19 protein-coding genes and 1 pseudogene are annotated in these 23,217 nt (G+C 69.4%); 16 read left to right on the top strand and 4 right to left on the bottom strand.

The genetic code is table 11. The features are described from left to right. Window positions 1-17: 17 nt before the first annotated feature. The 11 genes from AOZ13_RS00095 (at window position 18) to AOZ13_RS00045 (ending at window position 11,187) form a co-directional block, all read left to right on the top strand. Complete coding sequence (locus AOZ13_RS00095) at window positions 18-1,814, top strand: ammonium transporter (protein WP_021779482.1); 1,797 nt, start codon at window positions 18-20, stop codon at window positions 1,812-1,814. A gap of 6 nt (window positions 1,815-1,820) precedes the next feature. Then, entirely contained in the window at window positions 1,821-2,096 is a 276-nt protein-coding gene (locus tag AOZ13_RS00090; protein ID WP_020221241.1) for a hypothetical protein, read from the top strand. A gap of 542 nt (window positions 2,097-2,638) precedes the next feature. Further along, window positions 2,639-4,279 carry an ammonium transporter gene (locus tag AOZ13_RS00085; protein ID WP_044957342.1) on the top strand — a complete coding sequence of 547 codons (1,641 nt, stop codon included), beginning with the start codon at window positions 2,639-2,641 and terminating at the stop codon, window positions 4,277-4,279. Between the two features lie 48 nt (window positions 4,280-4,327). Continuing rightward, complete coding sequence (gene hemL / locus AOZ13_RS00080; RefSeq protein WP_020221243.1) at window positions 4,328-5,602, top strand: glutamate-1-semialdehyde 2,1-aminomutase; 1,275 nt, start codon at window positions 4,328-4,330, stop codon at window positions 5,600-5,602. 46 nt (window positions 5,603-5,648) lie between these two features. Continuing rightward, window positions 5,649-6,761, top strand: coding sequence for a hydroxymethylbilane synthase (gene hemC, locus AOZ13_RS00075; protein WP_020221244.1), 1,113 nt, complete (start codon window positions 5,649-5,651; stop codon window positions 6,759-6,761). Further along, a complete protein-coding gene (gene cobA / locus AOZ13_RS00070; RefSeq protein WP_020221245.1) occupies window positions 6,758-7,516 on the top strand; it encodes a uroporphyrinogen-III C-methyltransferase in 759 nt (252 codons plus the stop codon). The genes hemC and cobA overlap by 4 nt, the downstream gene beginning before the upstream one ends. After that, the gene (locus AOZ13_RS00065; RefSeq protein ID WP_021779481.1) at window positions 7,513-8,259 is read left to right on the top strand and encodes a uroporphyrinogen-III synthase; all 747 of its coding nucleotides are present in this window, start codon (window positions 7,513-7,515) and stop codon (window positions 8,257-8,259) included. Before cobA ends, AOZ13_RS00065 begins: the two co-directional genes overlap by 4 nt. 56 nt (window positions 8,260-8,315) lie before the next feature. After that, complete coding sequence (locus AOZ13_RS00060) at window positions 8,316-9,746, top strand: single-stranded-DNA-specific exonuclease RecJ (protein ID WP_021779480.1); 1,431 nt, start codon at window positions 8,316-8,318, stop codon at window positions 9,744-9,746. A 137-nt stretch (window positions 9,747-9,883) separates the two neighbouring features. Continuing rightward, a complete protein-coding gene (locus AOZ13_RS00055) occupies window positions 9,884-10,396 on the top strand; it encodes a GNAT family N-acetyltransferase (RefSeq protein WP_020222447.1) in 513 nt (170 codons plus the stop codon). Window positions 10,397-10,463: 67 nt separating this feature from the next. Next, a complete protein-coding gene (locus AOZ13_RS00050; RefSeq protein WP_020222446.1) occupies window positions 10,464-10,808 on the top strand; it encodes a DUF5783 family protein in 345 nt (114 codons plus the stop codon). 25 nt (window positions 10,809-10,833) lie between these two features. Further along, complete coding sequence (locus tag AOZ13_RS00045) at window positions 10,834-11,187, top strand: NifU family protein (protein WP_020222445.1); 354 nt, start codon at window positions 10,834-10,836, stop codon at window positions 11,185-11,187. A 63-nt stretch (window positions 11,188-11,250) separates the two neighbouring features. Here the strand turns inward: AOZ13_RS00045 and AOZ13_RS00040 are convergent, their stop codons facing one another. Then, on the bottom strand, window positions 11,251-11,538 hold the full coding sequence (locus AOZ13_RS00040; protein ID WP_020222444.1) for a DUF7130 family rubredoxin-like protein: 288 nt from the start codon (window positions 11,536-11,538) through the stop codon (window positions 11,251-11,253). Between the two features lie 178 nt (window positions 11,539-11,716). Between AOZ13_RS00040 and AOZ13_RS00035 the strand changes: the two genes are divergently transcribed. Further along, window positions 11,717-13,075 carry a diaminobutyrate--2-oxoglutarate transaminase gene (locus AOZ13_RS00035; protein ID WP_049933608.1) on the top strand — a complete coding sequence of 453 codons (1,359 nt, stop codon included), beginning with the start codon at window positions 11,717-11,719 and terminating at the stop codon, window positions 13,073-13,075. Then, complete coding sequence (locus AOZ13_RS00030) at window positions 13,072-14,550, top strand: pyridoxal phosphate-dependent decarboxylase family protein (protein WP_020222533.1); 1,479 nt, start codon at window positions 13,072-13,074, stop codon at window positions 14,548-14,550. Before AOZ13_RS00035 ends, AOZ13_RS00030 begins: the two co-directional genes overlap by 4 nt. A 129-nt stretch (window positions 14,551-14,679) precedes the next feature. Here the strand turns inward: AOZ13_RS00030 and AOZ13_RS00025 are convergent. The 3 genes and pseudogenes from AOZ13_RS00025 to AOZ13_RS14285 form a co-directional block, all read right to left on the bottom strand. Further along, window positions 14,680-18,740: pseudogene (locus AOZ13_RS00025) on the bottom strand (DNA-directed DNA polymerase II large subunit). Window positions 18,741-18,979: 239 nt separating this feature from the next. Beyond that, window positions 18,980-19,399 carry a PPC domain-containing DNA-binding protein gene (locus AOZ13_RS00020; protein ID WP_020221423.1) on the bottom strand — a complete coding sequence of 140 codons (420 nt, stop codon included), beginning with the start codon at window positions 19,397-19,399 and terminating at the stop codon, window positions 18,980-18,982. 40 nt (window positions 19,400-19,439) lie between these two features. Further along, window positions 19,440-19,613, bottom strand: coding sequence for a DUF7556 family protein (locus AOZ13_RS14285; RefSeq protein ID WP_020221422.1), 174 nt, complete (start codon window positions 19,611-19,613; stop codon window positions 19,440-19,442). A gap of 411 nt (window positions 19,614-20,024) precedes the next feature. On the opposite strand from AOZ13_RS14285, the gene AOZ13_RS00015 reads away from it, so the two are divergent. Genes AOZ13_RS00015 through AOZ13_RS00005 form a run of 3 tightly spaced genes read left to right on the top strand, consistent with a single transcriptional unit; the run spans window position 20,025 to window position 23,170 of the window. Next, complete coding sequence (locus tag AOZ13_RS00015) at window positions 20,025-20,873, top strand: CBS domain-containing protein (RefSeq protein WP_020221421.1); 849 nt, start codon at window positions 20,025-20,027, stop codon at window positions 20,871-20,873. Next, the gene (gene glyS / locus AOZ13_RS00010; protein ID WP_020221420.1) at window positions 20,870-22,609 is read left to right on the top strand and encodes a glycine--tRNA ligase; all 1,740 of its coding nucleotides are present in this window, start codon (window positions 20,870-20,872) and stop codon (window positions 22,607-22,609) included. The genes AOZ13_RS00015 and glyS overlap by 4 nt, the downstream gene beginning before the upstream one ends. Beyond that, window positions 22,610-23,170 carry a hypothetical protein gene (locus AOZ13_RS00005; RefSeq protein WP_020221419.1) on the top strand — a complete coding sequence of 187 codons (561 nt, stop codon included), beginning with the start codon at window positions 22,610-22,612 and terminating at the stop codon, window positions 23,168-23,170. It begins immediately after the preceding gene. Window positions 23,171-23,217: the final 47 nt, after the last annotated feature.

The following is a 23,217-nucleotide window of genomic DNA, read 5'->3' as shown; positions in this document are numbered from 1 at the left end:
ACCGACGGGGGAGAGGAATGGTAGACGTCGCCAGCATCGCCAGCGGCGTCAACACGGTGTGGGTGCTCATCGTCACCTTCCTCATCTTCTTCATGCAGCCGGGCTTCGCGCTGCTCGAAGCCGGGCAGGTGCGCGCGAAGAACGCGGGCAACGTCGTCATGAAGAACATGATGGACTGGGCGCTCGGCGTCCTCGTGTACTTCCTCGTCGGGGCGGGCATCGCGTCGGTCGCCGCGATGCTGACGAGCGGGCAGGCGCTCAGCTTCGCGAGCGCCTTCTCGTACATCAGCTCCTCGGGGAGTTGGGTCAGTTGGCTCTTCGGCGCGGTGTTCGCGATGACGGCCGCGACCATCGTCTCGGGCGCGGTCGCGGAGCGCATCAAGTTCTCCGCGTACGTGTTCATGGCCATCTGCCTCACGGCGATCATCTACCCCGTCATTCAGGGGTTCGCGTGGAGCGGCGGTCTGCTCGCCGGGAGCGGCTTCCTCGGCCAGATCATCGGCGCCGGCTACGAGGACTTCGCGGGTGCGACGGTCGTTCACATGCTCGGCGGCATCGCCGGCCTCGTCGCGGCCTACATGGTCGGGCCGCGCCGCGGGCGCTTCGACAGCGAGGGGAACCCGCGGCCGATTCCGGGCCACTCCGTCGTCTTCGCCGTCATCGGGACGTTGATCCTCGCGTTCGGCTGGTACGGCTTCAACGTCGGGACGCAGGCGAGCGTCCTGACCGCGAACGTCGACGCGGGGACTCTGACGTTCAACGGCGGCGCGCTCGGTCGCGTCGCGCTGAACACGACGCTCGCGATGGGTATCGGCGCGGTCGGATCGACCATCGTCACGACGATGCAGGAGGGCAAGCCCGACCCGCTCTTCGCGGCGAACGGCCTGCTCGCCGGTCTCGTCGCGATCACGGGCGCGTGCGCCCACGTCACGTGGTGGGGCGCGCTGATCATCGGCCTCGTCGGCGGCGTGCAGACGCCGATCGTCTACCGCTGGGTCGTCGAGAGCCTCAAGATCGACGACGTCTGCGGCGTCTTCGCGGTCCACGGGAGCGCGGGCGCCATCGGGACCATCCTGATCCCGGTGTTCGCCGCGAGCGGCTACGCGAACTTCGGCTCGCAGCTCGCGATGCAGATCGCGGGCGTCATCGTCATCGCGATCTGGACGATCGTCACGACGGCCATCGCGCTGAAGATCGCGGACGGCATCTGGGGTCTCCGCGTCGAGGAGCACGAGGAGGAGATCGGACTCGACCGCGGCGAGCACGGCATCGAAGCCTACCCCGAGTTCGTCGACGAGGGCGTCGTCACGGACGGCGGCGAGCGCAATCAGGCACGCACGGACGGCGGCGAGCACGAGGTTCGCACGGACGGCGGCGAAGTCATGGATACTACGGAAATCCGTACGGACGGTGGCAGAGACGTCGAGGAACAGGAGCGCGAACTCCGCACCGACGGCGGCGAGGACGACAGCGAGATCAAGCTGGTCATGGCGTACATCCGTCCGGACCGGCTCGGCGAAGTGAAGAAGTCGCTGGCGGAGGTCGGCGCGCCGTCGCTCACCGTGACGAACGTCTCGGGTCGGGGGAGCCAGCCCTCGACGACCGAGCAGTGGCGCGGCGAGGAGTACGTCGTCGACCTCCACCAGAAGGTGAAGATCGAGTGCGTCGTCGCCGACATCCCCGCGGCGGACGTCGCGGACGCCATTCGGGAGGGCGCGAAGACCGGCGAACCCGGCGACGGCAAGGTCTTCATCATCGACGTGGAGGAAGCCCTCCAGATTCGCACCGGTAAGACTGGTCCCGAGGCGGTCTGAGGGGGGATGACCCGATCCAGTGCGGCCTACGAACCCGGCGATATCCGCGAGAGCACGGCTCTCGCGTGGTCAGCTGGGAGCATCGCTTCCGGCGATATCCGCGAGAGCACGGCCCTCGCGTGGTCAGCTGGGAGCATCGCTCCCAGCGATATCCGCGAGACGACCGCCGTCTCGCGGGCCAGTCGGGCCGCGAAGCGGTCCGCCGCTGGCAAGGGCTTCATCATCGACGTGGAGGAGGCCCTCCAGATTCGCACCGGTAAGCCCGCTCCCGAGGCGATCTGAGCGTGACCCCCGGCGTCGACGCGGCGACGTGGATCGCCCCGGGGACGGGCCCCGCTCGCCCCGGCGTCGGGAGAGGTCGCGGTCGGTCGCGTGCCGCGCGGCCGCCAGACTCGGGGGTGATCGTCGCACCCTGAGTCGCGTATCCGTGGCTTTGGTCGACGGCCACGCTCGTCGTACTCAGTCACTTCGTCGACTCGGCGGCGCCGTCGCGCGCCGCCACGTAGGTTCGCTGTTCGGGCCGCCGGTGGGGTGGACGCACGTCCACTGTTCCGGCGATTTCCGCCCGTCGACTCGGCCGTTGGTCTCCTTATACACATTATACTTCTTCAACAATTGGACGTATGGCTACCTGAATCGGATATAGGGCGGTTATTTTAAGCGAGGGCTTTTATCGGTTGACACCCTGCGCTCCCCCGTGACTGAGCACGATACGAGTACGGGTAGCGATGCGGGGGGCGCGCCGTGAACCCCGTCGCGCCGGCGAACGGACGGACGGACGGCCGAATCCGAGGTGAGACGGCGTGAGCGACCTCTCGACCGTCATGACGGGCGTCAACCTCGTCTGGCTGCTCCTCGCCACGTTCCTCATCTTCTTCATGAAGGCGGGGTTCGCGATGCTGGAGGCCGGGCAGGTGCGCGCGAAGAACGTCGCCAATCAGCTCACTCAGACGATCATCACGCTGGTCGTCGGCCTCATCGTCTACTTCGCGGTCGGCGCGGCGATCGCCGCGATCGTCGGCGAGGTGACGGGTGGCGGCGCTCTCGACGTCGCCGGCGCGTTCGGCGGCGTCTACGCGCCGGCGAACGAGACGGGCGCGTGGACGCACTGGCTCTTCGGCGGCGTCTTCGCCATCGCCGCGGCGAACGTCGTCTCCGGCGCGGTCGCGGGCCGTACCCGGCCGCGGATGTACGTCGTCTACACGGCGGTCATCGCGGGCGTCGTCTATCCGATCGCGGACGGGCTCGTCTGGTCGGGCGGGTGGCTCGCGCAGCTCGGCTTCCACGACTTCGCTGGCGGCGCGATCGTCCACGGCCTCGGTGGCGTGAGCGCGCTCGTCGGCGCGTACCTCATCGGGCCGCGAAGCGGGCGCTACGACGCCGACGGCACGCCGAACGTGATGCCCGGTCACTCCATCACGCTCGCCGTCCTCGGCACGCTCATCCTCTGTTTCGGGTGGTACGGATTCAACGTCGGCACCGCCGCCTCCGTCTTCGCGATGAACGGCGGCCACATCGTCCTCGACAACTTCACCTACGTCGGTCGGGTCGCCCTCGACACGACGCTCGGGATGGCCTTCGGCGGCGTCGGCGCGGGTGCTCTCGCGTGGTATCGCACCCGGAAGCTCGACACGCTCTACCTCGCCAACGGTCTCCTCGCGGGTCTCGTTTGCGTCACGCCGGTCGCGGACGTCGCGTCGTGGCCGGGCGCGATCGTCCTCGGTCTGATCGCGGGCGCACAGCTCCCCATCGTCTTCGACGTCGTCGAGCACCGCCTGCACGTCGACGACGTCTGCGCGGTCTTCCCCGTCCACGGGACGGCGGGCATCATCGGGACGCTCGCGTTCCCCTTCGTCGCCGCCTCGATCGATGGCTCGCGGTTCGCCGCGTTCGGCGTGCAGGTGCTCGGCGTCGCCGTCGTCTGCGCGCTGAGCGCGGGCGTCACCGCCGTCCTGTTCACGATCGCGCGCGGCGTGAACTGGGCACGCGTCGACTCCGAATCCGAGTACGAGGGACTCGACGTCACGATGCACGGCGTCGAGACCTATCCCGAGTTCGGCGAGCACGACACAGTCAGCATCCCGGACGGCGGCACCGTCGCGGACGGGGGTCGCCCGGCGAGCGACATCGAACTCGTCATGGCGTACATCCGGCCGGACAAGCTCGGTGACGTGAAGGCCGAACTCGCCGAGGTCGGCGCGCCGTCGCTCACCGTCACCGACGTCTCGGGTCGGGGGAGCCAGCCCGCGTCGACCGGACAGTGGCGCGGCGAGGAGTACGTCGTCGATCTCCACCAGAAGGTGAAGGTCGAGTGCGTCGTCGCGGACACCCCCACCGACGACGTCGTCGACGCCATCTGCGAGGGCGCGAAGACGGGTAACAAGGGCGATGGGAAGGTGTTCGTCCTCCCGGTGAGCGCGGCGACGCAGATCCGGACCGGGAAGACCGGCCTTGAGGCGGTGTAGCGCGACCGCTCAGCAAGGTCTTTCCCGCTGGCAGTACTCGTTTCGCGCATGAACCGCGACACTTCGCGCGATCTCTACGACCGGGCGCTCGGCGTGCTGCCGGGCGGCGTGAACTCCTCGGTGCGCGCGGCGCCGCAGCCGTATCCGACGTTCGTGCGGAAGGGCGATGCCGGCCGCGTCGTCGACGCGGACGGGAACAAGTACGTCGACTGGGTGATGGGTCTCGGGCCGCTCCTCCTCGGCCACGACGTCCCGGAGTCCGTCCAGTCGGCGATCCAGCGCCGGGCGAGCGAGGGTCCCATGTACGGGATGCCGACGGAGGTCGAGGTCGAGCACGCGGAGTTCATCGCGCGCCACGTCCCGAGCGTCGAGATGGTGCGCTTCGTCAACTCCGGGACGGAGGCCACCGTCTCCGCCGTGCGCCTCGCGCGCGGCTACACGGGCCGTGACAAGATCGTCGTGATGGAGAGCGGCTATCACGGCGCGCAGGAGTCGACGCTCGTCGAGGGCGGCGGCGAGGGCGCGACGCCGTCCTCGCCCGGCATCCCCGAGTCCTTCGCCGAGCACACCCTGACGGTTCCGTTCAACGACGAGGAGGCTGCGTCCGAGGTCTTCGCGGAGCACGGCGACGACATCGCGGCCGTCCTCGTCGAGCCGATCCTCGCGAACAAGGGCATCGTCGAGCCGGAGGCGGGCTACCACGAGACGCTGCGCGACCTCACCGAGGACCACGGCGCGCTGCTCGTCTTCGACGAGGTCATCACGGGCTTCCGCGTCGGCGGTCTCTCCTGCGCGCAGGGGGAGTACGGGATCACGCCCGACCTCACGACGTTCGGGAAGGTCATCGGCGGCGGGTTCCCGATCGGCGCCATCGGCGGTCGGACGGAGATCATGGAGGAGTTCACGCCGTCGGGCGACGTCTTTCAGGCGGGGACGTTCTCCGGGCACCCGGTGACGATGGCCGCGGGACTGGAGACGCTCACCTACGCCGCGGAGAACGACGTCTACGAGCACGTGAACTCGCTCGGCGAGCGTCTGCGCGACGGTCTCCGAGACGTCGTCGCGGAGCGCGCGCCGGCGTACAGCGTCGTCGGGACGGACTCGCTGTTCAAGGTCGTCTTCACGCGCGACGGGGAGGCCCCGCGGAACGGCGCGGACGTCGGGCGCGCGAACGTCCAGCGGTGGAACCGCGTCTTCCGCCCGGAGATGCGTGAGGCGGGAATCATGCTCTCGCAGAACCAGTTCGAATCGCAGTTCGTCTCCGCGAGCCACACCGAGACCGACGTCGAGGAGACGATCGAGGCCTACCGAGACGCGCTCTGATCGGCGGTCCGAAGGGGGTTTCAAGACGCGAGTCGGAGGACACGGTATGCGAGAGTCCATTCAGCTGGCGACGCGGGGGTCGTCGCTGGCGCTGCGGCAGGCGGGCGAGATCGAGGCCGCATTGGAGGAGCGACGCCACGACGTCGAGCTCGTGGAGGTCGAGACCGAGGGCGATCGAATCACCGACGAGCGCATCGCGGACCTCGGACGGACGGGCGCGTTCGTCCGCGCGCTCGACGAACGCGTGCTGGACGGTGACGTGGACGCCGCGGTCCACTCGATGAAGGACGTCCCGACGGAGATGCCGGACGACCTCGTGGTCGCGGCGGTCCCGCGGCGCGCGAGCGCCGGCGACGCTCTCGTGACCCCCGGCGGGATCGAGTTCGACGAGCTCCCCGAGGGGGGCGTCGTCGGTACGTCGAGCATGCGCCGGGGCGCACAAGTACGCGCGCACCGCCCCGACCTGACCGTCACTGATCTCCGCGGCAACGTCGACACGCGCGTCGAGAAGCTGTTGGCGTCGCACTTGCAGGCCGAACACGAAGCACGTCAGGAGGCCGAGGAGGCGTATCAGGAGGCGCGCGAGCGCGCCGAGACGGGCGACGATGGGGAGCCGAACGCGGTCGAGCGCGAATACGGCGAGACGGTCGAGGCGTGGTTCGAATCGCTCTCCGAGTTGGAGAAGCAGGCGTTGGGCCGCGAGGTTGAGATCGAATACGACGCGATCGTCCTCGCGCGGGCGGGTCTCGAACGCTCCGGACTCGCGCACGGCGTCGACCTCGTCGATCTGCCGACGGGCGAGTTCGTCCCCGCACCGGGGCAGGGCGCGCTCGCGGTGACGGCGCGCGAGGGGAGCGAGGTCGCGGAGCGGATCCAGCAGGCGCTCGATCACCCGCGTTCGCGCGTCGAGACGACCGTCGAGCGCGTCGTCCTCGAAGAACTCGGCGGCGGCTGCATCGCGCCGATCGGCGTCCACGCCTTCCTGCGGGGCGAGGTCGTCCGGACGGACGTGCAGGTCTACTCGGCGGACGGCGCGAGCGCGGTGTCGGAGACGCGCGAACTCGACCTCGACGACTACGCGCGCGAAGCGCGCGAACTCGCCGCGGACCTCGCGGACGCGGGCGCCGCGGACCTCATCGCGGAGGCGACGGAGGGATGACGACCGCCGAGGCCGGTACCGTCTACCTCGTCGGCAGCGGACCGGGCGATCCCGACCTGCTGACGGTGAAGGCCCGCGACCTCCTCGAGAGCGCGGACGTCGTCCTCCACGACAGGCTTCCCGGCCCGGAGATCCTCGATCGCATCCCCGAGGGGAACGCGGAGGACGTCGGCAAGCGCGCGCACAGTGATAAACGGACGTCGCAGGCGGAGATCAACGAGCGCCTCGTCGAGTACGCGCGCGAGGGGAAGAGCGTGGTGCGCCTGAAGGGGGGCGATCCGTTCGTCTTCGGGCGCGGCGGCGAGGAGGCCGAATACCTCGCCGCACACGAGATCGCCTTCGAGGTCGTGCCGGGCGTCACCTCGCCGGTGGCCGCGCCCGGCGTCGCGGGCATCCCGGTGACGCACCGCGATCACGCCTCGTCGGTGACGTTCGTCACCGGCCACGAGGACCCGACGAAACCGGAGTCGAGCGTGGACTGGGCGGCGCTCGCGGACGCCGGTGGTACCATCGTCGTCCTGATGGGCGTCACGCGGCTCCCCGAGTACACGGCGGCGCTCGTCGAGGCGGGCATGGATCCCGAGACGCCCGTCGCGCTCGTCTCGCGCGGGACGCGTCCGAATCAGGCGGTCGCGACGGGCACGCTCGACACCATCGTCGACGCGCGCGACGAGGCCGGCATCGAACCGCCCGCCGTGACCGTGATCGGCGGCGTCGCCGGCGTCCGCGACGAACTGGAGGCGTTCCTCCGATGACGCAGCGGGTGCGCGCGGCGGTCTTCCGTCCGGACGACGGCCGCCTCGACGACGCGGTCGAGCTGCTGGAATCGCTCGGTGCGACGCCGGTGCGGGACGCGATGCTCGCCGTCGAACCCACGGGGAACGCGGCGCGCGAGGACGCCGACTACGCGATCCTGACGAGCAAGACCGGCGTCGAACTCGTCGCGGAGACCGGGTGGGATAGGACAGGGGTGTCCGTCTGCGCGATCGGCGAGAGCACGGCGGACGCGCTCCGCGAACACGGATACGAGGTCGATCTCGTTCCCGCGGAGTTCTCCAGTAAGGGCCTCGTTGGGGCGCTCACGGACGCGGTGGACGGCGCGCGCGTCGAGGTGGCGCGCTCGGATCACGGTTCGGCGGTGCTGACGGACGGTCTCGAAGACGCGGGCGCGTACGTCCACGAGACGGTGCTCTACCGGCTCGTCCGGCCGCCCGAAGCCGGCGTCTCGGCGGAGCGCGCGGCCGATGGCGAACTGGAGGCCGCGCTGTTCACCTCCTCGCTCACCGTCGAGCACTTCCTCGAGGCCGCGACGGCGCGCGGCGTCCGCGAGGACGCGATCGCGGGCCTGAACGACGCCGTCGTCGGCTGTATCGGCGAGCCGACGGCGCGGACGGCGGAGCGCCACGGCGTCGACGTGGACGTCGTCCCGGACGAGGCGTCGTTCGACGCGCTCGCGGCCGCGGTCGTCGAGGAAGCGGCGCCGAGTCGTCACGACTAGTCGAAGACGGGACGAAGACGGGAGTTTATCGGCGGGCGCGCGCGTAGGGAGAGGCGATGGACGCCCCCGTCCCCGAACTCGCTCGACGGGCCGCGCGGTGCGCTGATCGGCTCCGCGAGGCCGACGACCTCCTGCTCGCGTCGCACATCGACGCCGACGGCTTGACGAGCGCCGGGATCGCCAGTACGGCGCTCGAACGCGCCGGCATCGCGCACGACGTCGTCTTCGAGAAGCAACTCGATCGCGCGGCGATCGAACGCTACGCCGACGCGAGCTACGACACCGCGTTCTTCACTGACTTCGGGAGCGGTCAGCTCGACGTCATCACCGAGTACGACGCGTTCACGCCGGTGGTCGCCGACCACCACCAGCCGGCGGACGCGGACGTCGAGTCCCACCTCAATCCCCTCCTCGAAGGGATCGATGGGGGGAGCGAGCTTTCGGGCGCGGGCGCGAGCTACTGCGTGGCGCGGGCGCTGGAAGGCGAGCGAGGCGACAATCGCGATCTGGCGGCGCTCGCGGTCGTTGGTGCGGTCGGCGACATGCAGGTCGTGGATGGCGAACTCGTCGGCGCGAACACCGGCATCGTCGCGGAGGGCGTGGACGCGGGCGTGCTCGACGCGACGAGGGATCTCGCGGTGTTCGGGACGCAGACGCGCCCGCTCCCGAAGCTCCTCGCGTACGCGAGCGACGTGCCGATTCCGGGAATCACGGGCGATCGGAACGGGGCGCTGCGGTTCCTCGACGCGCTGGACGCCGAGTTGCGCGCGGACGGCGAGTGGAAGACGTGGGCCGACCTCGACGTCGCGGAGCGCCGGACGGTCGTGAGCGCGCTCGTCCAGCGCGCGGTTCGTACGGGCGTCGACGTCGAGGAGGTGGAGGCGCTCGTGGGGACGACGTACACGCTGCTCGAGGAGGAACCCGGTACGGAGCTTCGGGACGCGAGCGAGTTCTCCACCCTCCTGAACGCGACGGCGCGCTACGATCGGGCGGCGGTCGGACTCGCGGTCTGTCGCGGCGAGCGCGGCGCGCCCCTCGACGCGGCGCGTGAACTGCTGCGCGAACACCGCCGGACGCTGGCGACGGGCGTGAACGTGGTGCGAGAGGTCGGCGTCGAGCGCGAGGACAACGTCCAGTGGTTCCACGTCGGCGATCGACTCCCCGAGACCGTCGTCGGGATCGTCGCCGGGATGGCGATGGGTGAGGACGGCGTGGACGCGGGCGTCCCGATCGTGGCGTTCGCGGCGAAGGGAGACGCCGGTGAGTCCGATGGCGAACCGTCCGTGAAGGTGTCGATGCGCGGGACGCCGCGGCTCGTCGAGCGGGGACTCGATCTCTCCGCGGTGGCGTCGGAGGCCGCGAGCGCGGTCGGCGGGGACGGCGGCGGCCACGAGGTCGCGGCGGGCGCGACGGTGCCGGCGGGCCGCGAGGAGGCCTTCGTCGCGGCCGCCGACGCGGCCGTTGGCGACCAACTGGATATATCATAAACGACCGTTATGTTTTTGTGGCCGGGGATCCCGAATCCCGATATGGCCGCAGCAGTACCCCACGCGAGCACGACCCGCGACGCGACTCGTACTCCCACCGACCCGATCGAGCGACCGCCACAGCGCACGCCCCCGATATGACCGAGGACGCGACCCGAGCGATGGACGACCCGCTTCGCGACACACCCTTCTGCCGCACCGCCGCCGACGGCGGCCGAGTGCGTATCGACACCGCCGACGACGGCGACGCGGCGGCGCTGGCCGCGATGTACGACGCGTTCCCGCCGGCCGATCGCACGCAAGGTCTCCCGCCGGCACGCCCCGAGGATCGGCGGGAGTGGATCGAGACGCTGCTCGACGCGCGGAACGCCGTCGCGCGGCGAGACGGCCGTATCGTCGGTCACGCCGCACTCCTCGGTGCCGGCGACGCCCACGAACTCGCCGTCTTCGTCGCCCCGGACGCGCGCGGTGTCGGCGTCGGCACTGCCCTCCTCTGTGGGCTTCTCGGTGCGCACCGGGACCGCGGCGGCGGTCGCGTTTGGCTCGCCGTCGAGTCGTCGAACCGCCGCGCTCGCGCGCTCTATCGGCGTTTCGACTTCGCGATCGTCCGGCGGGGCGGCGTCGAGCTGACGATGGCGCGCGACATTTGATATCGCGACATGCGATGTATCGAGTCGGACCGTCCGGCTTTTAGCGCCTCGGCATCGAAATCCGGGCATGGCCGACTTCACGCCGGAGGAGTTCGAGGAGGGCAAGTACACGGATTACTTCCCGCAGCTCCAGACCGCGTACAAGCGCGCGTTCAACGAACTCAACGCGGAGTACGACAGCTCGCTCGTCCACTCGCTCGACCAGCAGGTGCTCAACGAGAGCGAACCCCACTACGAGGGCGACGGCGAGTTCAGCGTCGAACTCCCGGACGACCCGATGGACCGACTGGAGGGCGTCGTCGAGACGGAGAAGGCTCGCGAACTCCTCGATCTGTACGTCGCGGGGATCGAACACCAACTGCGCGTCGTCTTCGATTTCGCGGACGAGGACGACGGGCAACCAAAAGCCTAAGGCCGCGAATCACCTACTAGTCGATATGAGCACCGAGAGCCAGTCCGGGGACGACCTCGAGGACCGCGTCGCGAGCTTCCTCCGTCGGAACTTCCCGCAGATCCAGATGCACGGCGGGAGCGCTTCGATCACGAACATCGATCGAGAGACCGGCGAGGTCGACATTCAGCTGAGCGGTGCCTGCTCGGGGTGTGGCATCTCTCCGATGACGATTCAGGCCATCAAGGCCCGCATGACGCAGGAGATCCCGGAGATCGAGACGGTCAACGCCGACACCGGGATGGACGGTGGCCACTCCGGTGGCATGAGTCCCTCCTTCCCCGGCGAGACGTCCGACGACGGCGCCGAGGACGACGAAGGCCCGCAGGCCCCGTTCTGAGAACCGACTTCTCCCCGTTTTTGCACGTCGCGTAGCGACGGCGCCGGCCGTGAGCGGTGTCGCTCAGTCCTCCGTCCAGTAGTAGAGGTGTTCGCGCGGCGCGCCACACTCCGGACAGCTGTCCGGGATGTCCGCGATGTCGCCGAGTTCGCCGCAGTCGGAGCAGCGCCAGAGGAGTTCGGCCTCGCCGAGATCGTGGGGCGTGTGCTCGTGCTCCACGGAGAGGGAGGCGACGCCCGTCCGAGTCGTGACGAAGAACCCGTCCGAATTGAAGCCGCGGACGGTACCGATCTCGTTTCCGTCCTCGTCGTACACCGCGGTTCCGATCTTCACCGCTGAGTCGTCACTCATGCAGGGGACGTTCGCCGGGTCGTCCCTTAAAGCCAACCGCCGAAAGAATGTGGGACGGACCCACACCACAGTAGGCAACGAGTTCGACATCCGACACCGTACTACCGCCGTATCCGATAGATGGTGGCGTGATTGAGACGGTGCGATCGACGGAACGACGGACGCGGGGGGTCGGGCGGTGACGGACGAGGACATCGGGAACGCGGACCTATTGGAGCAGCAGGCGTCGCGCGAGTCGAGCGCCCGCACCTATCCGCGCCACCTCCCGTTCGCCATCCGCGAAGCGAAAGGCGTCGAGTTGACCGACATGGACGGGAACACGTACTACGACTGCCTCGCGGGCGCGGGCACGCTCGCGCTCGGGCACAACCACCCCGTCGTGAACGAGGCGATGGAGACGGCGCTCGAAAACGACCGGCCGATCCACACGCTCGACATCACGACGCCGGCGAAGGAGCGCTTCGTCGACTCGCTCATGGCGAGCCTCCCGGACGACTTCTCCGAGACCGCGAAGGTGCAGTTCTGTAGCCCTGCCGGCACGGACGCCGTCGAGGCCGCGCTGAAGCTCGTGAAGACCGCGACCGGGAACGACGACGTCCTCGCGTTCCGCGGCGCGTACCACGGGATGACGAACGGCGCGCTGTCGATGATGGGCGACACGCACGCCAAGGACGAGCTGTCGACCCTCATGCCCGGCGTGCACCACCTCCCCTATCCCTACCGATACCGGAGCCCGTTCGGCGACGCGGGCGACGACGACGGGGCGCGGGCCGCGCGCTACGTCGAGCGCTTCCTCGACGATCCCGGCCGCGGCTTCAGCGACCCCGCGGGCCTCTTCGTCGAACTCGTGCAGGGCGAGGGCGGTGCGGTGCCCGCCCCGGACGAGTGGACGCGCGAGATCCGTCGCATCACCCGCGAGCGCGACATTCCGATGGTCGTCGACGAGATCCAGTCCGGCCTCGGGCGCACCGGCGAGACGTACGCGTTCGAGCACGCGGACATCACGCCGGACGCCGTCACGCTCTCGAAGGCCGTCGGCGGCGGTCTCCCGCTCGCAGTCGTCGTCTACGACGAGTCCCTCGACGTCTGGGAGCCGGGCGCGCACGCCGGCACGTTCAGAGGGAACCAGCTCGCGATGGCGGCCGGCGAGGCCACCATCGACTACGTGCTCGAACACGACCTCGACGACCACGCCGAGCGGATGGGCGCGCGCCTCCGGGATTCCCTCGACGACCTCGCCGCGCGCTACGACGCCGTCGGCGACGTCCGCGGCCGCGGACTCATGCTCGGCGTGGAGTTCGTCGACGGCGACGCCGAACCCGACGACGCGGGCGCGCGCCCGGCGGACGAGGACCTCGCCGACCGCGTGCGCACCGAGTGCTTCGAGCGCGGCCTCGTCATCGAACTCGGCGGGCGCGGCGGCTCGACCGCGCGCTTCCTCCCGCCGCTCGTCGTCGACGAGTCCGAGGTCGACGAGATCGCGAGCATCTTCGCGGAGGCCGTCGCGGCCGCCGTGAACGCGGAGGGCGACGAATGAGCGACGACGGCGACGTCGACTCGCACTTCCTCGGCACCGAGCGCGGCGCCGAGGCGTACCGCGACGCGCTCGGGCGCGCGACCGAGGCCGCGATCGACGCGACCGACACCGACGACCCGTTCTCCGGGATCAAGCCCGAGGCGATCCGCGAGGCGCTGCCCGACGACGTCCTCCCCGAGTCGGGGATCGGTCTCGACGCCGCCATCGACGAGGTCGCCGAGGACGTCCTCGCGGACAGCGTCAACGTCTCGCACCCGCGGACGGCCGCGCACCTCCACTGCCCGCCGATGGTGCCCGGCCTCGCCGCGGAGGCGCTGGTGTCCGCGACGAACCAGTCGCTCGACTCCTACGACCAGAGCGGCGCCGCGACGGTCGTCGAGGAACGCCTCGTCGAGACGCTCGGCGGCCTCTTCGACCTCGGCGACGAGACCGACGGCGTCGTCACCAGCGGCGGCACGCAGTCGAACTTCCAAGCGCTCCTGCTCGCGCGCGATCGCTACTGTCTGGAACACTTCGACCACGACGTCCAGCGCGATGGGCTGCCGCCCGAGGCCGGCGACCTCCGGGTCGTCTGCTCCGCGGACGCGCACTTCACGGCCGAGCAGTCCGCCCACCATCTCGGTCTCGGTCACGACGCCGTCGTCACCGTCGAGACGGACGACGAGCATCGGATGGACGCGGAGAAGCTCGACGCGACGCTCGAACGTCTCGAGGAGGCGGGCGAGCACGTCTTCGCCGTCGTCGGCACCGCCGGGACGACGGACTTCGGGGCGATCGACCCGCTCGACGCGCTCGCCGACCGCGCGGCCGCGCACGACGCGTGGTTCCACGTGGACGCCGCCTTCGGCGGGGCGCTCGCGCTCACCGACGACGCCGATCGACTCGCGGGCGTCGAGCGCGCTGACTCCGTCTCCGTGGACTTCCACAAGCTGTTCTTCCAGCCGATCAGCTGCGGCGCGCTCCTCGTCGCCGACCGCGCGGACTTCGGCTACGCCGCGCGCAACGACGACTACCTCAACCCCGCGGACTCCGCGCTCCCGAACCTCGTCTGGAAGTCGACGCAGACGACGCGGCGCTTCGACGCGCTCAAACCCTATCTGACGTTCCGCGCGCTCGGCCGCGAGGGCGTCGCCGACGTCGTCGAGACGGTGCTCACGACCGCGAACCGCGTCGCGACGCTGCTCGACTCCGCCCCGGACTTCGCGCTCCTCGCCGAGCCGTCGCTCAACACCGTCGTCTTCCGCTACGAACCCGCGGAGCTGGACGACGCCGAACTCGACGCGCTGAACACGGCCGCTCGCGAAGCCCTCGTCCGCGACGGGCGCGCCGTCATCGCCCGCACCGAAGTCGACGGCGTCGAAGCGCTGAAGCTGACGCTGATGAACCCGCTGACGACGCTGGACGACGTCGCCGAGACGCTCGACGCGCTCCGCGACGTGGCCGAGGACGTGGATGTCGGGACGCTAACGGCCTGAGAAGGAAGTGCGAGTGCGTGCAGCGGCGCACGCGGACCCGTACCCACCGCGCGGCGTCGCCGCGCGGGACTTTCTAGTGGAGGTTTTGCCGTTCGGGTGCGCGGAGCGCACCCGAACGGCAAAAAAGTCCTACATGAAGTCGGCAATACCGCTCTGCTTGTTGTGGTCGTCCTCGAAGACGGATTCGAGGGAGGCTCCAAGACTTCGAGGCGCTGTTTCGTGTACTCGCGGCAGTCGTACTCCTCCGCGACCTGAATCGCGGTGTCCATGTACTTGTTCACGGACCCCTCGTGGACGGTGAGGTTGACGCGCCCGCCGCACTCGCGACACTCCCCGCTGAGTGGCATTCGGCGGTATTTCTCCCCGCAGTCGAGACAGCGCGTCTCCTGACGCGAGAAGGCGCGGAGGTTGCCGATGAGGTCGGGGAGGAAGTGGCCCTCGATGACGCGTTCCGCGACGTCGGTCTCGTCGACGGCGCGGAGCTTTCGCGCGAGTTCGAGCTGCGCGTCCATCTTCTCCATCATCGAACCGAGCGTCTTGTACGCCGACAGGTCTGGCCCGAGCGCGATGTCGCTCGTGTCGTGCGTGTGCGAGAAGCCCGTGTACTCCGAATCGGTGCCGAGGGAGTCCTCCGCGATCGCGATGTCGACGTCCTCCGGGTCCGCCATCTCGCGCGTCGCCTCGTAGAACTCCACGGGGTACTGCTCCACGACGTCCATGTTGTGGGCCTCGTCGTCGATCTCCGTGGGGTCGATGCGCGAGGACATCACCAAGGGCGCGTCCATACGACCACCACGTTTGTCGGGTAAATATGACTTCGAGAAGTTCAGCAGGCCGTCCAGCAGGAGCATGACGCAGTCTTCGTCGCCGTCACACTGGGCGACGGCCATGTTTTCGGCGAATAGCGAGTGAGTGTCTTCAACGGTCAGACAGTACGTGTATTCCCCGTCAGATTCCGTATACGTTACGGTCTCGATGGTGTCGCGTTCGAGCGCGCCACCGTCCGCGACCGCTGCCGCGGGAGTCCTCTCGGGCGCGTCGGGTTTCGCGGGGACGCGCTCGCCACCGTCGAGATCGCGGGCCGCGACGCGCTCGATTTCTCCGCCACGCCAGCAGAGCAATTCGTGGTCGGGCGTGACCGTGATCTCCCGCCCGCTCCGCGTCCCGACGTGCACCATGTGGTCGGGCGCGCGGTGCTTCGACACCGCGCTGACGGGCTTGCGGACGACGTTTCCGTCGCGATCGACCGACGGGACGTGGACGTCGCCGTCGAGGTCCTGCACGAGCGTCCCGAAATCGTCTGTGTCGGCGCTCTCGGGGTCGAGTCGGTCCTCGACGAGCGTCTCGATTTCCTCGTAGCGCGTCTCACCCGACTCGTCCTCGAACCAGACCTTCGTCTCGGGGTGGAAGCAGTTCCGCCGCTTCGCGGCGTGGAAGTACGGATGCGCGTAGCCGACCGCCGCCGACGTGAAGCCGACGACGCGCCCGACGACCGCGGCGGAGGTGTGTGGCGCCATCCCGAAGACGAGTTCGCCGACCAGATCGTCGCGCTCCTCGACCTCGTAGAAGGGCTCTAAGCCGTAGTAGTCGCTGAGGAGGTCGTCGACGAAATCCGCGGTCTTGAGCATGTGCTCGGCGGCCCCATCGGGGAGGACGATATCCTGTACGCGCAGTTCGACGAGCTGGTCGTCGTGTTCGAGCGGGCGCCCCTCGATGTCCTCGTCGTAGCCGAGTTCGCGGAACTGTTCGACCGTGACGTCGAGTTCGGCGGGGCGGACGGACGTGACTGGGAGGTCCGTCATGTCGTAGCGGACGGTACCGTCCTTGAACGTCGTGACGCCGTGTTTCGCCCGGAGGACGCCCTTCTCGATGGGTTCGGGGATCTTCTCGGTGGAGGTGAGCCCCTTGACGCCTTTGAGGATGTCGTAGGCGTTCTCGCGCTCGCCGACGGCTTGGAGAGCGTCACGGTAGGCTGAGCGAATGTCTACCGTCTGTCGCTCGACGTTGTCGAGTTCGCGCTCGCAGCGCGGGCACTCCACGCGTCCGGACTCGTCGGGGTGGGCGACGACGCCACAGTCGTCACACTCGTAGTACGGGTCCGTCCACCCGCCACAAGCCTCACAGCGGGGCTTGTAGGTGTGTTCGCCGCAGTCCGGGCAGACGCGCTCGCCGATCTGGACGTCAACGAGACCCTGTTCGGCGCGCATGTCGGGCGCGTAGTCGGCGGCGTCGCGGAAGGAACGCTGTGGGCCGCCGGCGTCGCCGATCGGGAAGAGCGTGTGAACGGCGGGCGAGAGGTCGCGTGATTCGGACTTCTCGGGACGACCCATCCGGTTGCCGATGCGCGTCGGGGCGCGCTCGCGCACGGCGAACGGCGCGAGCGCCTCGACGGCCCGCATCGCGTTCGGCCACTCGCGGGCGTCGTCGCTCAGGTCGTCGGCCGACCAGTCACGCTCGAGATCGTCGTCGAACCCGAGCGTGCGAACGAGCGGGCGCCAATCGGGCACGGTGAGCGTCGCGTCGCCCTGCATGTGCTCGACGAGGAGGCGTTCGAGGGCGTCGCGAGCGCCGTCGGTGTTCGGGATCCGGAGCGCGCCGTCCTGAACGGCCGCGCCGTCGATCGCGTCCGCGAGCGCGCACAGGTCGCCGAGCGCGAGATCGTGCCACGTGTAGGTGTATTTCGGGTGGAGCGCCGCGTCGTAGTCCTCGGCCCACGCGAGGGCCTGCTCGGCGTCCGGATCGGCGAGATCGACGTACGGCGAGTCGCGGAGGGCCTGCACGTCCGCGCCGTCGGCCGCGAACGCCTGCTCCCACCACTCGACCGTCCAGCCGGCGGGCGCGAGCGGATGGTTGTTCTCCACGAACTCGCCGTAGTTCACGAGGTACTCGCCCAGATCGAGGATCTCGACGACGCCGTTTTGCACCTCGCGGGCCTCCGCGGGGTCGTCGATCCGCCGGACGTCGCCGTTCGCGAGCTTCACCGTCGGGCCTTCGATCGAGTCCACGGGGACGACGCCGCCCGCCTTCCCCGGGCGCTCGGTCTTGATCTGCGTGCCCGTCGCGAGGAAGTCGTCCACGACGTGCATCGTCGCCGGATGCACGCCGGCGGTCGCGAAGCCGTGGTTTCGCGCGCGCCCGTATCGGAGTCGGAAGCCGCCCGCCTCCGAGGGGTGGCCGAACACCGGCCGGCCCGCGATCAAGTCGCGGAGGTACTTCGTCGAGGGATCGACGCGCGGCGGCCCGCCGGGGGCGGTGTCCTCCGCGTCGGCATCGTCATCCGCATCGCCCCCGGCGTCTCCCGCACCCGCCTCGTCGTCGCCCGCCTCGGCGTCCTCGTCGCCACCGTCGTCGTAGTACGCGCCATCGATGAGGTCTTGGAGCCACGGCCACTCCACCTCGTCGAGCTGTCGGGTGTAGCGCTGGATCTTCGGGGCCTTCAGCGCGATCCCCTCGGCGAGGACGAGACACATCCCGCCGCGCGCGGAGTTCGTGTCCACGCGCTCTAAGTCACGGAACCCCGAGACCTCCTCGTCGCCGGTGGCCTCGCCGTCCAGCATGATCGGCATGTGCTTCGCGATGAACTTCGTTTCCGTGTCCTTCGGCGAATACTGGAGACCCGTCTCGCCGTCGTAGAGCGCGACCTCCTCGGCGTAGCGCTCGACCTCGTCCGAGCGGGCCCGAAACTCCTCGATGCCGAGGAGCGAGCGCGCGTAGTCCGCGACGAGCACGGAGAGGGCTTGGGCGGTCCCGCCCGCCGAGCGGATCGGGCCCGCGTAGTAGACGTTCACGAACTCCGTGCCGTCGTCGTTCTGGAGGAGTTCGACGCGATCGATGCCCTCGATCGGGGCGGCGACGACGCCCTCGGTGAGGAGCGCGACCGCGGTGCGGACCGCGCCCTCGATCTTGCCGGCGCGCGTGTCGTAGTCGCCGACCGTCCCCTCGACGAAGTCCTCGACGAGCGCGAGCGCGGCCTCCTCGCGCCCCATCTCGCCCTCGAGATCGCGGACGCGCTCGGCGACGCCGTCGATCCCGAGAATGTTCTCGACCCGGTCCGCCATGTCGCGCGCGACCGGAATCTCGACCTCGGGTTCGGGATCCTCCCCGCGGGTCTTCGCCTCCTCCGCGACGTCGAAGGCCTCATCGAGGCGCGATTCGAGACCCTCGAAGTAGGCGTCGTCTACCGGGCGCATCAGTTCACGAACGGTACAGCGCTGAGGCTATTGAGGGTTGTGCTCGCGTCGTCGCGGCGGACGATCGGTGTCGCCGATTTCCGCGCTGCTCACGGGTCGTTCCTCCTCGTTCGCACTATCGCGGGCCCTCGCTCCGCTCGGCCCCGCGCTGCTCACGGGCCCTCGCTCCGCTCGGCCCCGCGCTGCTCACGGGTCGTTCCACTCCACGCTCGTGTCTTCGTGGCGGCTCCGCCGCCACGTCACTCCCACAGCGCCCGGCCACCCGCGGGATCGACGTCGCGGGTCAGGTAGTCGTCGAAGGTCCGGCAGTAGAGTTCGCCGTCGAACACGGTCGCGCGTTCGAGCGCGCCCGCGACGGCCTGCCCGGAGGGCCGCGAGAGGACGGCGTGCACGGAGATCTCGGGTTCGTCGTCCCGCAACGCGATCGTCCCCGTACACGATGTGACTTCGAGGGGTTCGTCATAGCGGACCGTCTCGTACGCGAAGGCGTCCTGATCGTAGTAGGCGAGTTCGGCGTCCTCGACGGCGCCCGTCGCGTGGAACCACCCGGCTTCGACGTCCGCCGCGGCGACGAACGACTCGATCTCGGCACACCACTCCTCGCCGTAGTCGAGGCGGGCGACGAACTCGCGATCGCCCGTGACCTCCCGTGCGTCCATGTTCGGGTGGGTGGCGGGCAGACGAGAAAAAGGAGTGGGGTTAGCGCATCTCGTGGAGCATCGCCGCGTCCGCGGTGGGTGCGGCGAGCCAAGCCTCGTCGCGTTCGACGTCGGCGATGACGTAACGCTCCACGCCGCCGTCCTCGTCGACGGCGGCCATGACCTCACCGGCGCTGCCGTCAGCGCTCGGCACGACGGTCGTATCGGATGCCATGTCGTATGATACGAGGTGACACCACTTACTTAAGCCCATCGATGGTTCTCCGTGACTCTGGCATGTTTGGGTGAGAAACGTGGACGTCCACAATATTCTCCGGCAAAGAAATTCGATATCGTGCTATATCGGAATCTAAATGTGATGTGTGTGTACCGAAATAGTCACATTACCCGAATGAATGACCATTTAGAATACGGGGCGGGCGAGCGGACGTCCCGCACCGCGCGATTGCTAGTCTACCGCGGGTGTCTCCCCGCTCGCCCCCACGATTGGGGCGAGGAGGGGAATTTTCCGCACCGCGCGATTGCTAATCTACCGCGGGTGTCTCCCCGCTCGCCCCCACGATTGGGGCGAGGAGGGGAGACACGGTGCGTAGCCTACAAATGCGCCCCGGTCCTAACCCGCGCCATGAAGGTCGCCGACGTCATGACGCCGCGAGCGGACGTGGTCACCGTCTCGCTCCCGGGCACCCGCGACGACGTGCTGGAGTACCTCCAAGAACGGCGCTTCTCCGCCGTCCCCGTCGTGAAGGACGAGGACGGAGAGGAGGTCTATCGGGGTCTCGTCTCTCGATCCGACCTGATCGAGAACCCGGACGAAGACCAACTCGCGCTGCTGCTGCGCGAGGTCCCCACGACGACCGGCGACACCGACATCGTCGACGTCGCGCACCTGATGGTCGCCGAGGGCGCCCGACGCGTCCCCGTCGTCGATAACGACGCGCTCGCGGGCATCGTCACCGTCACCGACGTCGTGCGCGCCATCGCGGACGGTGACGCGGACGGCGACGCGACGTGCGGTGACCTCGCACGCCGCGACGTGAACACCACGTACGTCGAGACGCCGCTGACGGTCGCGGAGCGCGAGATCGGCTACGCGGACGTTCCCTACGCCGTCGTGCTCGACGACGAGGCCGAGATGACCGGGATCCTCACCGAACCCGACGTCATCGACGTCGCGCGCGTCGTCGAAGGCGAGGACGACGTCGGCGCGAGCGTCGCCGGTGAGGACGACGAATGGATGTGGGAGGGGATCAAGGCTACGGGCAATCGCTACTTCCCGACGCGGAACGTCGAGATCCCGAGCGAGCCGGTCCGCGAGTTCATGACGAGCGATCCCGTGACGCTGACGAAGCGCCGCACGGCGCGGGAGGCCGCCCAGCGGATGCTCGAACACGACGTCGAACAACTCCCGCTCGTCAGCGGCGACGACCTCGCGGGCATCGTTCGAGACGTCGACCTCGTCGCCTCGCTATGACGGCGCTCACCGAACTCGCGAAGCGCCGCGGGTTCTTCTTCCAGTCGAGCGAGACCTACGGCGGCGTCTCCGGGTTCTACACATACGGTCCGCAGGGCGCGTCGCTGAAGGAGCGCGTCGAGGAGACGTGGCGCGAGCGCTTCGCCGTCGCGGAGGGCCACATGCAGATCGACGCACCCACCGTGATGCCCGAACCCGTCTTCGAGGCCTCCGGGCACCTCGACGGATTCGACGACATGCTCGTCGAGTGCGCGGCGTGCGGCGAGAGCCACCGCGCCGACCACCTCATCGAGGACGCGACGGACATTGAGGAGGCCGAGAGCCTCCCGACGGACGAGGTCGCGGCGCTCCTCGACGCCCACGACATCGAGTGCCCGAGTTGCGGCGCGCCGCTCGCCGGCCGGCCCGTCGACGAGTTCAACCTCATGTTCGAGACGAACATCGGGCCGGGGACGAGCCAGACCGGCTACCTCCGCCCGGAGACCGCGCAGGGGATCTTCGTCGAGTTCCCGCGCCTCAAGGAGTACGCCCGCGGCCAACTCCCCTTCGGCGTCACGCAGGTCGGGAAATCGTATCGAAACGAGATCAGTCCCCGCAACGCGCTCGTCCGCACTCGGGAGTTCACGCAGGCCGAACTCGAACTGTTCGTCGACCCTGCCGGAAACGACCCGGACGTCACGCCGGTCGCGGACGTCGAGGTGACGCTCTACCCCGCGGAGAACCAACCCGACGGCGAATACGTCGAGACGACGGTCGGCGAGGCAGTCACGGAGGGGATCGTCGATCCGTGGGTCGCCTACTACCTCGGCGTCGCGACGGAGTGGTACGAGACGATCGGCGTGGACTTCGAGCGCTTCCGCTATCGCCAGCACCAACCGGGCGAGCGCGCGCACTACGCCAGCGACTGCTGGGACGCGGAGGCGGACGTCTCCGCGGCGGGCGAGGACCCCGAGTGGATCGAGATCGCGGGCTACGCCTACCGGGGCGACTACGACCTCTCGAAGCACGGCGAGCACGCCGACGACTCCTTCACCGTCTTCAAGCAGTACGACGAGCCGAAGACGGTCGAGCGCGCGAGCGTCGATCCCGACATGGCCTACCTCGGTCCCGAGTTCGGCGGAGCGGCCGGCGCCGTCGCGGACGCTCTCCAGACGCTCGCGGAACGCGATCGCGCGGCCTTCGAGGGCGAGTCGGTCACCGTCGAGGTGGACGGCGAGGCGTACGAGATGCCTACCGAGAAGACGGGCTTCGAGGTCGCGGCGGAGACGGAGGCCGGCCGCCACGTCACGCCGCACGTCGTCGAACCCTCCATCGGCATCGACCGCACCGTCTACACCGTGCTCGCGCACGCCTACGACGAGGACGAGGTGGACGAGGGCGAGCGCACCGTCCTCCGACTCACGCCGACCGTCGCGCCGACCGGCGTCGCCGTCTTCCCGCTGATGGACAAGGACGGGATGGGCGAGCGCGCGCAAGACCTCGCCGCCGACCTCCGCAGCGAGGGGTACGACGTCACCTACGATGACTCGGGCAACATCGGGCGGCGCTACCGGCGACAGGACGAGGTCGGGACGCCCTTCTGCGTCACCGTGGACTACGAGAGCGTCGAGGAGGACCCGGAGACGGTGACCCTCCGCGAGCGCGACAGCACGGCGCAGGTGCGCGTCGAGACCGACGATCTCGGCTCGGTGCTGGAGGCGCTGCGCGCGGGCGAGACGACCTTCGACGACCTGTAGATGCCGGAAATCGGGCGGCGCGGCGTCCACGCGCTCGGCGCGGCCATCCCGCTCGCGTGGCTCCTCGGCCTCGCGCCGTGGCGCTGGGTCGAGTGGTTCCTCTGCGGGGGCCTCGCCCTCGGCGTCGTCCTCGAATCCCTCCGCCTCACCGGGCGCGCGGAGTGGCGAATCTACGACGAACTCACCCGCGAGTACGAGCGCGAGAAGCCCGCGGGCTACTTCCTCTACGCCGTCGGGATGACCGTCACCGGTCTCTGCTTCCCGCCGCTCGTCGCCGCGCCCGCGATGTTGCTGCTCGCGCTCGCCGACCCGTTCAGCGGGATGCTCTACGCGGGCGGTCTCGGGCGCAAGCCCCTCCCGGTGATGCTCGCGACGTTCGGTCTCTGCCTCGTGATCGCGCTCACGACCGGCGTCCCGCCGCTCCCCGCCGGTCTCGGCGCGCTCGGCGCGACCCTCGCGGACGGCGTGACGCCGACGGTCCGCGGGCACGTGATCGACGACAACCTCACCATCCCGATCGTCGCCGCGGCGGCGATGTGGGTCGGCTTCCAGTTCGTGTGATCGCCACGACCGGGACGCCGAGACGTAGCGACGCGGTCGGGCGCGCC

This window comes from Halarchaeum acidiphilum MH1-52-1 (assembly GCF_000474235.1).
Classification (GTDB): domain Archaea; phylum Halobacteriota; class Halobacteria; order Halobacteriales; family Halobacteriaceae; genus Halarchaeum; species Halarchaeum acidiphilum.
Note: the sequence above shows the minus strand (reverse complement) of the source record. Positions and strands in the feature narration are given on the sequence as shown.

Bases quoted from the DNA above. Each gene is read 5' to 3' on its own strand.
- AOZ13_RS14285 (WP_020221422.1), bottom strand. From the start codon at position 19,613: ATGGCATCCGATACGACCGTCGTGCCGAGCGCTGACGGCAGCGCCGGT.
- AOZ13_RS00020 (WP_020221423.1), bottom strand. From the start codon at position 19,399: ATGGACGCACGGGAGGTCACGGGCGATCGCGAGTTCGTCGCCCGCCTC.
- AOZ13_RS00015 (WP_020221421.1), top strand. From the start codon at position 20,025: ATGAAGGTCGCCGACGTCATGACGCCGCGAGCGGACGTGGTCACCGTC.
- AOZ13_RS00030 (WP_020222533.1), top strand. From the start codon at position 13,072: ATGAGCGACGACGGCGACGTCGACTCGCACTTCCTCGGCACCGAGCGC.
- AOZ13_RS00040 (WP_020222444.1), bottom strand. From the start codon at position 11,538: ATGAGTGACGACTCAGCGGTGAAGATCGGAACCGCGGTGTACGACGAG.
- AOZ13_RS00090 (WP_020221241.1), top strand. From the start codon at position 1,821: ATGACCCGATCCAGTGCGGCCTACGAACCCGGCGATATCCGCGAGAGC.
- glyS (WP_020221420.1), top strand. From the start codon at position 20,870: ATGACGGCGCTCACCGAACTCGCGAAGCGCCGCGGGTTCTTCTTCCAG.
- AOZ13_RS00045 (WP_020222445.1), top strand. From the start codon at position 10,834: ATGAGCACCGAGAGCCAGTCCGGGGACGACCTCGAGGACCGCGTCGCG.
- AOZ13_RS00065 (WP_021779481.1), top strand. From the start codon at position 7,513: ATGACGCAGCGGGTGCGCGCGGCGGTCTTCCGTCCGGACGACGGCCGC.
- AOZ13_RS00095 (WP_021779482.1), top strand. From the start codon at position 18: ATGGTAGACGTCGCCAGCATCGCCAGCGGCGTCAACACGGTGTGGGTG.
- hemC (WP_020221244.1), top strand. From the start codon at position 5,649: ATGCGAGAGTCCATTCAGCTGGCGACGCGGGGGTCGTCGCTGGCGCTG.
- cobA (WP_020221245.1), top strand. From the start codon at position 6,758: ATGACGACCGCCGAGGCCGGTACCGTCTACCTCGTCGGCAGCGGACCG.
- AOZ13_RS00050 (WP_020222446.1), top strand. From the start codon at position 10,464: ATGGCCGACTTCACGCCGGAGGAGTTCGAGGAGGGCAAGTACACGGAT.
- hemL (WP_020221243.1), top strand. From the start codon at position 4,328: ATGAACCGCGACACTTCGCGCGATCTCTACGACCGGGCGCTCGGCGTG.
- AOZ13_RS00085 (WP_044957342.1), top strand. From the start codon at position 2,639: ATGACGGGCGTCAACCTCGTCTGGCTGCTCCTCGCCACGTTCCTCATC.
- AOZ13_RS00055 (WP_020222447.1), top strand. From the start codon at position 9,884: ATGACCGAGGACGCGACCCGAGCGATGGACGACCCGCTTCGCGACACA.
- AOZ13_RS00060 (WP_021779480.1), top strand. From the start codon at position 8,316: ATGGACGCCCCCGTCCCCGAACTCGCTCGACGGGCCGCGCGGTGCGCT.
- AOZ13_RS00005 (WP_020221419.1), top strand. From the start codon at position 22,610: ATGCCGGAAATCGGGCGGCGCGGCGTCCACGCGCTCGGCGCGGCCATC.